Raw genomic sequence first — 12,278 nt, forward strand, 5'->3', positions numbered from 1 at the left:
TCGCCCCGAGGTGACCAGCCAGCGTCGCCGTGCGTCTGCTTTTCCAGCCAACATATGTTCGTCCCGGATGCGACGGGCTCTATCGATAGGATTGAATATGCGTTCTGTTGTCGCCTTCAACGAATCCTGGACGTTCCGTGAAGGGTTCTCGCCCGCAGATGCCGGCCGCCCGCAAGAGGGGCAGATCGTTACGCTGCCGCATAATGCAGTCGAACTGCCGTTCAACTATTTCGACGAGAAATCCTATCAGCGCGCTTTCACCTATCAGAAGATATTGAATTGGAGCGACGATTTTGCCGGGCGGGAGGTGTCGCTGATCTTCGACGCCGCCATGGCCGATGCCGTCGTCTATTTGAACGGCGAGGAGATCGTCGCCCACAAGGACGGCTATACGCCTTTCGAGGCGCGCTTGACCGGCCGCCTGCAGCACGGCGAGAATCTTCTCACCGTCAAGATCGATGGCAGCGAGAACCCGGAAATCCCGCCCTTCGGCGGCCGGATCGATTATTTGACCTATGCCGGCATCTATCGCGACGTCTGGCTCAAGCTCGCGGCTCCGGTATCGATCGCCAACATCAAGGTCGAGACCGGCAGTGTGCTTGCCGATCTCAAGTCCGCGACCGTGCGTTGTGATTTCGCCAATCCGCAAAATCTCGCTTTCAAGGGCACGGCAACCGTCACGTTGCGCGGCCCCGACGGCACAGTGCTGGCCTCTGCGCGCGGCGAAACCTCCGGCGGGAGCGTGACGGTTGCGTTCGATCGTCTGGCGGATATTTCGCTCTGGGACCTCGACAATCCCGCGCTCTATGCGGCTGAAGTCGAGCTTGCGACCGATCATGGTTCGGATAGCCTCACCGCAACCTTCGGCTTCCGCGTTGCAACTTTTACTGCCGAAGGTTTTCTGTTGAACGGCAGGAAACTGAAATTGCGCGGGCTGAACCGGCATCAGGCTTTCCCCTATGTCGGCTACGCCATGGGCCGGTCGGCGCAGGAGCGTGACGCCGAGATCATGAAGCAAACGCTGAAGTGCAATATCGTGCGCACCTCGCATTACCCGCAGTCGAAGTGGTTCCTCGAGCATTGCGACCGCATCGGCCTTCTGGTTTTCGAGGAGATCCCAGGTTGGCAGCATATCGGCGGTAAGGAATGGCAGCAGGAATCGATCCGCAACGTGCGGCGCATGATCGAGCGTGACTGGAACCATCCCTCGATCATCATCTGGGGCGTGCGCATCAACGAATCCCAGGATTCACATGATTTTTACGCCGAGACGAACCGGCTTGCGCGCGAACTCGATCCGACGCGCCAGACCGGCGGCGTTCGCTACATCACCGAGAGCGAAATGCTCGAGGACGTCTATACGATGAACGATTTCATTCTCGGCAACGAGGAACTGCCGGGCGCCAACCGGCCGCGCACGCCGCTGAGGCCCCAGCAGGAAAACACCGGTCTTTCCAAGGACGTGCCCTATCTGATCACCGAATTCGGCGGCCATATGTATCCGACGAAGATCTACGATCAGGAGCAGCGCCAGGCCGAGCATGTGCGCCGTCATCTGGAGGTCTTGAATGCCGCCTATGGCGACCCCTCGATCTCCGGCGCCATCGGATGGTGCATGTTCGATTACAATACTCATAGCGATTTCGGTTCGGGCGACCGCATTTGCTACCACGGCGTCATGGACATGTTCCGCGAACCGAAATTCGCCGCTTACGCCTATGCCAGCCAGTGCGAACCCTCCGAAGAGGTCGTCATGAAGCCGGTGACGATCTGGGCGCGCGGCGAGCGCAATATCGGCGGCGCCTTGCCGCTCATCGTGCTGACCAATTGCGATGAGGTCGAGCTGCGTTATGGTTCGCTTACCAAGCGGCTTGGCCCGGATCGCGAGACCTTCCCGCATCTGCCGCATCCGCCCGTCGTTTTCGATCACCGCAATTTCACTCCCGACGAGCTGGGTGTGTGGGGCATGGAATGGGAGGACGTGCAGTTCACCGGCTATATCGGCGGCAAGCCGGTGGCGGCGCTGAAGATGGTCGCCAATCCACTTCCGACGACGCTTCAGGTCGAGGCCGATGCCGATATCTTGCGCGCTGGGGAACGGGATACGGTGCGTGTCATCGTCCGCGCGCTCGACCAGGCGGGTTCGCGTCTGCCCTTCCTCAACGATATCGTCACCATCAAGGTCGATGGCCCGGCACGGATGATCGGTCCGCAGGTGATCGCCTTCCAAGGAGGCACGACCGGATTCTGGCTTCAGGCAACGGGTGAAGTCGGCGCGATCACGATCGAGGCCTCTTCTTCACGTTTCGCGAACCGTAAGCTGACGCTGACGGCGCAGTGACCAACGGAAGGGGCGATCGCGATCGCCTCGGTCGGTGAGATCCCGGGGACGCCCGGCGAAAGAAGGCCGGGCCGACTTCCTGCTTTCAGGCGGCCGACCCGGCGAGCTCGGTTGCGGCCTGCGGGATAGACTGCAGCAGCGTCTGTCGCGCCGAGGCGAGATGGCTGCGGCAGGCGGCGTCGATCCGCTGCGGGTCGCGCGATTGCAGCGCTTCGATATAGGCGAGATGCTCGGCGATGGCACGGGCGTTGCGTTCGCGGGCGAACGTCTTGTTCCACTGATAGTGATAGTGGAACACGATGGCGATGACATCGTAGAAATCGGCGATGAAGCGATTGTTCGAAGCGCGATGGATGAGCAGGTGAAGCTTCTCGTCGAGGCGCGAAAAGTCACGGTAGCGAACATCGAAATCCTCGATCAGGTCGTGATGTTCCCGCTCGATCGCCTTGAGCGCTTTCCACGCATGATGATCCGGTGGCAGGCGACCGAATTCGGCGGCCGAATGCATTTCGAACATTTCCCGCACATCGGCCAGTTCCAGCGCGAATTCCCTGGTAAAGCCCTTGAGAATCCAATGGCTGTTCGGCCGCTTTTCGATCAGGCCGAAGCGGCTGAAGCGGATGAGGAACTCGCGCACGACGGAAGTGCCGGTCCCGATCTCGCGCGCCAGTTCGAGCTCGTTGATCTGCATGCCGGGCTGCGCTTCGTCGGACATGATGCGCAGCATGAAGCTGCGCTCGATGATATCGTGCAGCGAATTGGTTTCTTCCTCCGGAAAGAAATCGTCCTGCGTCGGCTGACGGAGCACGGTCTTTTGCCGCTTGTTCCAAAGAATGATGCCAGCGTCACTTAGACGCATCAGGATGGCTCGCGCAGTACTGCGGCTGACGCCGAGTTCGGCGGCGATCTCGGGCTCGCTCGGCAGCGCGGTATCGGCCTTTAGACCGGCCGCATAACGGTTATATGCTTCCTTGAAGAGCGTGTTTTGTCTCGCCATTTCCTCCCTCGCTTACTGTCACCGCTCTTTGTTGGCGGCGCTGTCTAAACCATTATCGAATGGCAGTCGATTGCAGGAGTATTGCCCGAACCGTCTTGCCCGCCTTCGTCCAGGGCGGCAGCGATTTCCTCGTTGACTCCAAAATGTTTATTGTAGATAAAAAACAAAAGCAATTGGCGAATGGAATGTTGAAAACTTCCCGTTACGCCAATGATCAGGGAGAGAAGTGAATGACCGGTCTCGGATCCTTCTGCCAAAGGGCAGCGGTCAGCTATGGTTCCGGCCTTGTCACCATCGATGGATATTGCAGGACATAAGTGTTCGGGCTTCAGTGGCCGGATGCGATGGAAATTGAAATAGCGTCATCACAAGGGAGAGGTGATGAAGAAAAGAACGATCGGCAGGACGGGCCTGGAGGTCACCGAAGTCAGCTTCGGCGCTGCGGCATTGGGCGGCCTTTATCGCGCTTGCCCCCGCGACCAGGCGATGGAAACCTTGAAGGCTGCCTGGGACAGCGGCATCCGCTATTTCGATGTCGCGCCCTGGTATGGCTTCGGCCTCGGTGAGCGTTACGTCGGCGATTTCCTGCGCGACCAGCCGGAAGACAGCTATGTCCTCTCGACCAAGGTCGGACGCCTGATGCGTCCGGTGCCAAGCGACAAGGTGCCGAATTACGGCTATGTCGATCCGCTGCCGTTCGATGCCGACTACGATTATTCCTATGACGGCATCATGCGGTCGGTGGAGTTCAGCTATGCCCGCCTCGGCCTCAACCGCATCGACATGCTCTACGTCCACGACATTGGCGGCTATACGCACGGCAAGGCGCTGAACGAGCGCTATCTCGGCCAGCTCCTGGGATCCGGGTTGAGGGCGCTGGAGGAGCTGAAATCGTCCGGCACGATCAAGGCCTATGGTCTCGGCGTCAATGAGGTGCCGGTTTGCCTCGATGTCATGCATGCAGCCGATATCGACTGTATTCTTCTTGCCGGCCGTTATACCCTGCTGGACCGTTCCGCAGTCGCGGAGCTGCTGCCGCTTTGCGAGAAGAAGGGCACGTCGCTGGTCGTCGGTGGCGTCTTCAATTCCGGCATTCTTGCAACCGGCCCTGTGCCCGGCGCGCATTTCGACTATCTTCCGGCAACGCCGGACGTAGTGGCCAAGGTTGGTGCGATGGAGGAAATCGCACGCAAGCATGGCCTGCCGCTTGCCCAGCCGGCGCTGCAGTTCCCATTGCGCCATCCTTGCGTGGCCTCGGTCCTGATCGGCACGGCGAAAGCGACAAGTCTTATCCGCAATATGCAGCTCGTGGAGCCTCGGCTTCCCGACAGCCTCTATGCGGAATTTGAAGGATTGACCCTGGTTGCGCCCCCGTTGGGAGACGAGGCCGTCCGGGTGTAGGCAGAGATAGGAGCTATCGGGCCGCCGGGATAGGCGGCTTCGAGGAGGAGGAAAGCCTGTTTTGGCGTCGGTGGCCAATGCCGCTGCGCGATGTGTGATGCCTCAGGGCGTCACGATACCGAGCCGTAAGCGTTCAACGGCGGGTGTGCAGGAGAACAGAGCGCGTTGAGAGGAGAAGCAGATGAATATTGCCAAGTCACTTCTGACCCGTCGCAGCCTTGCCGGTCTTGCCGGCGCTGCCTTCATCGCAATGGCCATGCCGGCGCAGTCTTTCGCGGCCGATGTGACCATTCCCATCATCGTCAAGGACACGACGTCCTTCTACTGGCAGATCGTTCTTGCCGGCGCACGCCAGGCGGGCAAGGATCTCGGCGTCAAGGTGCCGGAGCTGGGTGCGCAGTCGGAATCCGATATCAACGGTCAGATCAGCATTCTCGAAAACGCGGTTGCCGGCAAGCCGGCCGCCGTGGTCATTTCGCCGACCGAATTCAAGGCGCTCGGCAAGCCGGTGGATCAAGCTGCTAAGTCCGTGCCGGTGGTCGGCATCGACTCTGCTGCCGATTCCAAATCCTTCATCTCGTTCCTGACAACCGACAACACGCAGGGCGGCCGCATCGCCGCCGATGGTCTTGCCGCAGCAATCAAGGGCATGACCGGCAAGGAAGAGGGCGAGATCGCCATCATCACCAGCCTGCCGGGCGTCGGCTCTCTCGACCAGCGTCGTCAGGGCTTCCTGGAACAGGTCAAGAGCAAGTATCCGGGCCTAAAAGTCGTCGCCGATAAGTATGCGGACGGTCAGGCCACCACGGGTCTTAACATGATGACTGACCTGATTACTGCCAATCCGAAGCTGGTCGGCGTCTTCGCCTCCAACCTGATCATGGCGCAGGGCGTCGGCCAGGCAATCGCCGAAAACAAGCTCGGCGACAAGATCAAGGTGATCGGCTTCGACAATGACGACAAAACAGTCGGCTTCCTGAAGTCGGGCGTTCTCGCCGGTCTCGTGGTGCAGGATCCGTATCGCATGGGCTACGACGGCATCAAGACGGCGCTTGCCGCCTCCAAGAAGGAAAAGGTTGCGGCAAATGTCGACACCGGCGCCAACTTGGTCACCAAGGCGAACATGAGCGATCCGAAGATCGACGCCCTGTTGAACCCGAAGGTCAAGTAAGGCTTGGAGACTGCGCCCGATCCGTCGGGCGCAGCCTTTTCGTCCAGAGCCGGATGATTTTAGGTCTATTCGACCTAAAATCTGAATCCGCTCTAGAATCAAAAAACTAGAGCGTGATGTCGAAAACCGCTCACACTTTTGGCATCGCGCTCTGTCCGCCTCATGGGCGGTCGCGCGGCGATGCGAGAGGGAGGAGACCCCATGACGAGCCTCGAAGAAATCAGCCATCGGCACGATGACACGACCAAGACGGAAGCAAGCCGCATTCCGGCCGGCTCGCCCATTCTCGAGCTCAAGGGGTTGCAGAAGCGCTATGGCTATGTCGAGGCGCTGAAACCGGCGACCGTCACGTTCCTGGCGGGCGAGATCCATGCCATTGTCGGCGAGAACGGAGCCGGAAAATCGACGCTTATCAAGCTTTTGACCGGCGTCATCACCAGGACGGCCGGCGAGATACTCTGGTGCGGCCATCCGGTCGCCCTTGCCAATCCTAATGAAGCGATTGCCCGCGGCATCAATGCGGTGCATCAGGAGGTCGTCCTTTGTCCGCACCTGACGGTTGCGGCCAATCTCTTTCTCGGCGACGAGGTCAATCGTTTTGGCCTGATGCGCAAGAAGCAGATGGTCGCTATGGCCCAGACGGTACTTGACGACCTCGGCTTCGGACTGCCCGCCGCCGAACTCCTGAGCTCTCTCACCATTGGTCAGCAGCAGTTGGTCGCGACCGCAAGGGCCGCGATGCGTGGCACCCAGTTCCTGATCTTCGACGAGCCGACCGCCTATCTCACGCGAAAGGAATCGGCGCAACTGTTCAAGCTGATCCGGCGTCTGCAGAGCGAAGGCGTGACGATCGTCTATATCAGCCACCGCATGGAAGAGGTCTTCGAGCTCGCCGATCGCGTTTCCGTGCTGCGCGACGGCACGCATGTCGGCACGCGCACGATCAGCGAGACCAATGAGGACGAATTGATCAAGCTGATGATCAATCGCTCGATCGAGCAGATCTACCACAAGGAAAAGATCCCGATCGGCGACACGATCCTGGAGACGCGCGGCCTCTCCGGCCCCGGTTTCGAGGATATTTCCTTGTCTGTCCGGGCTGGCGAGATCGTCGGGCTCTATGGGCTGATCGGTGCCGGCCGCAGCGAATTTGCCCTTGGCCTTTATGGCCGCCAGCCGGTCACGGCAGGAGAAATCCATTGGAAGGGACGCAAGGTCGAAATCCGCAACGAACGCGACGCGATGGAGCTCGGCATTGCACTCGCGCCGGAGAGCCGTCGCGATCAGGGGCTCTGCCTCAACCTGCCGATCGGCCTCAACATCAATCTGCCCGTGTTCAAACGGCTGAGCCACGGTCCGATCATCAACAATAGGAATGAGGCTGTAAACGCCGACAAGCAGATCCGCGATCTCAGCATCAAGACGCCGAGCAGGCGGGTCCTGGTCTCCGCCATGTCGGGCGGCAATCAGCAGAAGGTCGTGATCGGCAAATGGCTGAGCCATGGCGCCAAGCTGTTCATCTTCGATGAGCCGACCGTCGGCGTCGATGTCGGCACCAAGGCGGAGATCTACCGGCTCTTCGCAAAGCTGCTTCGCGACGGGGCGGGCATCATCGTCATCTCGTCCTATCTGCCCGAGGTTTATGAGCTCGCCGATCGTCTGCATGTCTTCCGACACGGCCAGCTGGTTGCCAGCCATGATTTTCACGCCGCAACGCATGAGGAAGTCCTCGGCGAGGCGATTGCGTCTGAACGATAAACAAGTCGAAAGAGGGAGAACAAGAATGGCCGCGAACACCACAGAAGGCCCCGCCGTCGCGCCGCGACGCAAGATGAATATCCTCTTCAGCTTGACGCTGATCCTGCTCCTCTTGGCTCTCTGGGTTGTGCTCGGATTCTGGACCGATAAGTTCTGGACGCCGCTCAACATCACCAACCTGGCGCGCCAGGGATCGATGACGGCCATTCTTGCGCTGGGCCAGACCTTCGTCATCATCACCGCGGGTATCGATCTCTCCGTGGGAGCAATCGTCGGCTTCTGTACCGTCATCGTCGCCTGGCTGCTTCAAGCCGGATTTCCGGTCTGGGCTGCCATCTTGATCACCCTGTTGTTCGGTGTGCTGATCGGCGCGTTCCATGGTTTCGGCATCGTGCGCATGGGTCTGCCGCCCTTCATCATCACACTGGCAACGCTGACGTCCCTGCGCGGTATCGGCCTGCTCATTACCAACGGCTCGACCATCAACATCGTCAATGACGATTTCACCAATTTCGCTGTCGCCGATTTCCTGGGCATCCCGAGCCTGTTCTGGATGGTCATCTTCGTGGCGATCCCGGCCGTCGTCTTCCTGCATTTGAGTCGGTGGGGCCGCTATCTTTTCGCCGTCGGCTCCAACCGCGAGGCGGCGCGGCTCTCCGGCGTCAACGTCAACGGGATGATCTACCTCGCTTATATTTTGTCGGGAACCTGCGCCGCCTTCGTCGGCGTGCTGCTTGCTTCGCGCATTGCCATCGGCAATGCCACGCAGGCGGATGGCTGGGAGCTGCAGGCGATCGCATCGTCCGTTATCGGCGGCACCAGCCTGTTCGGCGCTGTCGGCTCCGTCTATGGCCCGCTGATCGGCGCCTTCATTCTGGCCACGATCAACAACGGCGCCAATCTCCTGAATCTGAACTCTTTCTGGCAGCGCATCATCACCGGCGTGCTGATCATCGTCATCGTCTATTTCGATCAGTTGCGCCGCCGGCGCATGTGAGGTTGGATCATGCCTTCACGCTGGCGAAGGGCGCGCTCTTCGCCAGCTGACGTTTCGCAACAGATTGCGCATCGGCTTTTCGACAAGCTCATAGGCAAAGATGCCGAGCAGGGTACCCGCTATCGCGCCGATGAAGGCGGTGACGTCTGAAGGGATCGGTGTGGAGGCCACGAGCTTTGCGATCACCGAGATCGCCAGGGTATGCCAGAGATAGATGGAATAGGAGCTGTTCCCGAGATAGGTGAGCGGCGGAATTTCCGGCAGCCTGCCACTGCGCTCCACCGAAACCATGCCCAGCACGAGCGCGATGGCGAGCGGGCCGCAGGTAATCTCGTTGAACTCGAGGCCGAATATCTCGATTGCGGCAAAGCCCGAGATCGATGCGATGATCAGGGCAAGACCGAGACCGGCGCCGGGAACATTTCCCTTGAGCCACAGCTGTCCGAGGACGGCGCCAGCCACGAATTCCAGGATGATCGGCCTTGTATAGGTGGCAAGCATCGGCGATTGCGGGGCAAAGATGGCGCCGACAATGACGAAGGCGGCAAAGATGCCTATCATGCCGCCAAGGCGCAGACGCCGCGGCAGGAACAGGCAGGCTGCAAAGAGGACGTAGAAGAACATCTCGAAGTTCAGCGTCCAGCCCTGCACCAGCACCGGCCAGATCTCGCCGTTGCTCGGAGAGCGCACCGGAATGAACAGGAGCGAGCCGGCGATGTGGCCTGCCGTCAGCTTCATGTTCGGGAACAGGCCGACGATCGCGCCGACGATCATGATCGCCGTGACGATCCAATAGGATGGCGCGATCCGTTGCAGGCGGTCGAGCAGGAAGCGCAGTGGCGTCACCGGCCTGCGCTCGCTCATTGTCCACATGATGAAGCCGCTGATGACGAAGAAGATGTCGACGCCAGCCGCGCCGATGCGGAAATGGCTCCCGCTGCGCTCCGCCGCATGGAACAGCACCACGGCGAGGGCGGCAAAGGCGCGAAGATATTGGATTCCGTAAAGCGTTTTCATCGGCCGGTTCGCGGCTCCCAGTTCGCCGGTGGCGCAAATTCCATCCGGTCGTAGGAAACGAGAGGATCGGCCTTCGGCACGCGCGTCCGCATCGATAGCTTTCCTGCCGAGAAGTAGAACAGGAAAGAGCCGACATGATACGGGTTGAGAATGTCGATCTCGACGAAGGAGCGGATCAGAAGCAGTATTGCTACACCCAGTAGCACGTAGGATTCGTCATTCCTGTTGTCGCTCAAGAAGCGACTGATATGGCCGATGACCGTCGTCAGCAGTATCGAGGCAAGCAAGAGGACGCCGACCAGCCCGGTTTCGACTGTCGTTTCGATATAGGTGTTGTGGAAATGGAAGCCCGTGCGCGAAGCGATGAAGAATTCTTCCCACAGGCGCTCCGGTTCGGAAAAGCCCTGGACCCAATAGGCCTGATAGCCGACCCCGAAGAAGGGGTTCAATTGCGCTGCTGCGATACCCTGTTGCCAGAGATAGGTACGGCCCGTCAGTGTCGAATCCTTGCCGAAGGCGCCGAGCACGAGATCGACAGCGCCGAGATAGACGCCGGCAACTGCAAGGACGACAACGGAAATGGCGACCGCAGCAAACAGCGTCTTGCGCTGCTTCGGCGACAGGAAAAGAATGACGCGCATGCTGAGACCGAGCATCACGACCAATCCCGTGGTCAGGACCGAAGTCGCTGATTGCGAGGCAAGCAGACAATAGGCCGACAGCAGTCCGGCAATTCCCGCGCCGACCATCCAGATTCGGCGTTCGCCGAGGATGAACACGGCCGCAAAAGCGAAATAGATGCCAAGCGATGCATAGAAGCCGAGCTGGTTCTTGGAATCGAAGGCGCCAACGAAGCTGTAGTTCCCGTCGATGGGATCATAGGCATAATATCCGAATAGAATCGAATAGATAAGCACGATGCCGGTGCCGGCGATCGCGCCGCGGGTCAGCGTGCGGATATCCAGCGTGCGCATGGCGATCAGGGCGCAGATGATGTGCGTCATATATTGTATCGCTGCGCGCGCGGTCACCGGAGGGGCAGCCGACCAGAAGATCGACAGGCAGGTCAGGACGCCGAACGCGAAGAGCCAGAGCTGCTTCCGATAGTTGCCCAGCACGTTGCGATAGTCCATCAGAACGAGCGGAAACCACAGGGTGTAGTAAAGCAGAATGGACGGCTGGCCGAAGCGAGGGGAATAGGCAAAGACGAATAAAGACAGGGCAGTCGCCACCATACCGTAGGTAGCGTTGCTTCCCGGACGGACGAAGACCGATTTGGCGATCCGCATCAGCTCTCCCTATCGTATTGCAAGACCGGTGCTGACCTTGATGAGGTCACCGGGCAGCACCTGGGTATTCTCCTGGGCCGTAATTTCCTTCGTCTGGCCTTTGTCGTCGCGAATGATCGTATAGGTGATGCTCACGCTTTGCCCGCTGGGATCGAGGTTGCTGGCATCGGCCGACTGGGCGACCGCTTCCTGCATGAGGGACTGGCTGGTGGAAAGTTTCAGCTGCAGCGTTTCCAGCTCCGTGTCGGTGTCCTGCATATCCTTCGCCAGCGAGCTCTGCCAATCGTTATGCAGCGTGTTTTCGTCCTGATTGGCCTTGTTGATGTCCTGCTTGGCCTTCAGCGACGCCGTCTCGGTATCCAGAAGTGTTGCCTCCAGATCGGATGCGCGCTGCTCGGCGGAAATCCGGCGAGACGCAAGTTCCAGCCCCCGTTCGGCAAGGCTTTCGACCTTGTCACGGTCGGCCTTCGCCAGTTCCAGCTGACGGCTCTGCGTATCGTTCTTCTTCGCAAGAGCTTCGACTTCGTTCTGCAAGAGCGTCTTCAGATCTTCCAGGGATTGCAGCTGCGTCTTCATGCGCTGGCTGCGTGTATCCATCAGCGCTTTCTCGCTTGCGAGCAGGGCAGATGCTTGTGGCAATTGCTTAAGTTCTGCGGGGACCTCGATCTCGTCCTTACCGGCCAATTCGGCAAGCAGACGTGCCTTGCGCATCAGCAGGCGTCCGCGCTCGGCCATATAGACGACCGCATCACCCTTGGCGTTGATGAAATCGCGCGCAAAGCGCTGACCTGCATCTGCACGGCGCATGCCGCCGCCGAGGCTCACGGCCTTAAGCACGGTCAGATTGGGCGCAAAGGGAAACTCACCCGGATTTTGGACCTCTCCGGAAAGGTAGATCGGTCGAAACTGCGACATTTCGACGGAGGCCGACGGGCGATCGCGCAGGCCGAACTGTTTCTGCAGGCCGATGCCGATAGCTTCGGCGATCTCGTCCGTCGTCTTGCCCATGGCGGGCATGTCACCGATGAAAGGGATGGAGATCGAGCCGGAAGGGCCGACCGTGTAATCGCCCGAGACGACCGCCCAGTCACGAATGGTGCCCTCGGCGGTCTGCCATTCGGCAACGCGGACATGCAGCTTGTCCATGACGCCCAGGTGATATCCTGGAATATTGTCGGCGTGGGCCGCGGCCGATGCCGCGCAGAGGCAGACGGCGGCGAAAGCTACGCGCCGAAAAGATGTGTTTACGCGAACAAGCCTCTTTAAAGGCCGAAATTCAATCATGCAGGATCTTCCCTGTTATTGGA

The 12,278-nt window shown here is 59.8% G+C and carries 9 protein-coding genes; 5 read left to right on the forward strand and 4 right to left on the reverse strand.

Annotated elements, in window-relative coordinates:
• The first annotated feature begins 97 nt into the window (after positions 1–97).
• The gene (locus AB8B29_RS20035; protein WP_037192776.1) at positions 98–2,341 is read left to right on the forward strand and encodes a glycoside hydrolase family 2 TIM barrel-domain containing protein; all 2,244 of its coding nucleotides are present in this window, start codon (positions 98–100) and stop codon (positions 2,339–2,341) included.
• A gap of 85 nt (positions 2,342–2,426) precedes the next feature.
• On the opposite strand, the gene AB8B29_RS20040 is transcribed toward AB8B29_RS20035, so the two are convergent.
• Positions 2,427–3,338, reverse strand: a complete 912-nt coding sequence (locus AB8B29_RS20040) for a GntR family transcriptional regulator (RefSeq protein WP_037192774.1) — start codon at positions 3,336–3,338, stop codon at positions 2,427–2,429.
• A 381-nt stretch (positions 3,339–3,719) separates the two neighbouring features.
• Here AB8B29_RS20040 and AB8B29_RS20045 point away from each other — a divergent pair, with 381 nt between their 5' ends.
• From AB8B29_RS20045 to AB8B29_RS20060, 4 genes are all read left to right on the forward strand, one after another.
• The gene (locus AB8B29_RS20045; protein WP_037192773.1) at positions 3,720–4,739 is read left to right on the forward strand and encodes an aldo/keto reductase; all 1,020 of its coding nucleotides are present in this window, start codon (positions 3,720–3,722) and stop codon (positions 4,737–4,739) included.
• Between the two features lie 181 nt (positions 4,740–4,920).
• The gene (locus AB8B29_RS20050) at positions 4,921–5,910 is read left to right on the forward strand and encodes an ABC transporter substrate-binding protein (protein WP_037192770.1); all 990 of its coding nucleotides are present in this window, start codon (positions 4,921–4,923) and stop codon (positions 5,908–5,910) included.
• 201 nt (positions 5,911–6,111) lie between these two features.
• Entirely contained in the window at positions 6,112–7,668 is a 1,557-nt protein-coding gene (locus AB8B29_RS20055; RefSeq protein WP_037192767.1) for a sugar ABC transporter ATP-binding protein, read from the forward strand.
• 25 nt (positions 7,669–7,693) lie between these two features.
• Complete coding sequence (locus AB8B29_RS20060) at positions 7,694–8,665, forward strand: ABC transporter permease (protein WP_037192765.1); 972 nt, start codon at positions 7,694–7,696, stop codon at positions 8,663–8,665.
• Between the two features lie 15 nt (positions 8,666–8,680).
• Here AB8B29_RS20060 and AB8B29_RS20065 read toward each other — a convergent pair whose 3' ends face one another.
• The 3 genes from AB8B29_RS20065 to AB8B29_RS20075 are packed head-to-tail and all read right to left on the reverse strand — an operon-like array spanning position 8,681 to position 12,255.
• Complete coding sequence (locus AB8B29_RS20065; RefSeq protein ID WP_037192763.1) at positions 8,681–9,682, reverse strand: acyltransferase family protein; 1,002 nt, start codon at positions 9,680–9,682, stop codon at positions 8,681–8,683.
• Positions 9,679–10,971 (reverse strand): O-antigen ligase family protein, encoded by a 1,293-nt coding sequence (locus AB8B29_RS20070; RefSeq protein WP_037192761.1) that lies wholly within the window; start codon positions 10,969–10,971, stop codon positions 9,679–9,681. Before AB8B29_RS20070 ends, AB8B29_RS20065 begins: the two co-directional genes overlap by 4 nt.
• Positions 10,972–10,980: 9 nt before the next feature.
• Positions 10,981–12,255, reverse strand: coding sequence for a polysaccharide biosynthesis/export family protein (locus AB8B29_RS20075; protein ID WP_037192759.1), 1,275 nt, complete (start codon positions 12,253–12,255; stop codon positions 10,981–10,983).
• Between the last annotated feature and the right edge of the window lie 23 nt (positions 12,256–12,278).

The organism is Rhizobium sp. 11_C7_N12_5 (assembly GCF_051811145.1).
Classification (GTDB): Bacteria; Pseudomonadota; Alphaproteobacteria; order Rhizobiales; family Rhizobiaceae; genus Rhizobium; species Rhizobium lusitanum.

Excerpts from the sequence above, each read along its gene's own strand:
- AB8B29_RS20035 (WP_037192776.1), top strand. The coding sequence starts at position 98 with ATGCGTTCTGTTGTCGCCTTCAACGAATCCTGGACGTTCCGTGAAGGG.
- AB8B29_RS20040 (WP_037192774.1), bottom strand. The coding sequence starts at position 3,338 with ATGGCGAGACAAAACACGCTCTTCAAGGAAGCATATAACCGTTATGCG.
- AB8B29_RS20045 (WP_037192773.1), top strand. The coding sequence starts at position 3,720 with ATGAAGAAAAGAACGATCGGCAGGACGGGCCTGGAGGTCACCGAAGTC.
- AB8B29_RS20050 (WP_037192770.1), top strand. The coding sequence starts at position 4,921 with ATGAATATTGCCAAGTCACTTCTGACCCGTCGCAGCCTTGCCGGTCTT.
- AB8B29_RS20055 (WP_037192767.1), top strand. The coding sequence starts at position 6,112 with ATGACGAGCCTCGAAGAAATCAGCCATCGGCACGATGACACGACCAAG.
- AB8B29_RS20060 (WP_037192765.1), top strand. The coding sequence starts at position 7,694 with ATGGCCGCGAACACCACAGAAGGCCCCGCCGTCGCGCCGCGACGCAAG.
- AB8B29_RS20065 (WP_037192763.1), bottom strand. The coding sequence starts at position 9,682 with ATGAAAACGCTTTACGGAATCCAATATCTTCGCGCCTTTGCCGCCCTC.
- AB8B29_RS20070 (WP_037192761.1), bottom strand. The coding sequence starts at position 10,971 with ATGCGGATCGCCAAATCGGTCTTCGTCCGTCCGGGAAGCAACGCTACC.
- AB8B29_RS20075 (WP_037192759.1), bottom strand. The coding sequence starts at position 12,255 with ATGATTGAATTTCGGCCTTTAAAGAGGCTTGTTCGCGTAAACACATCT.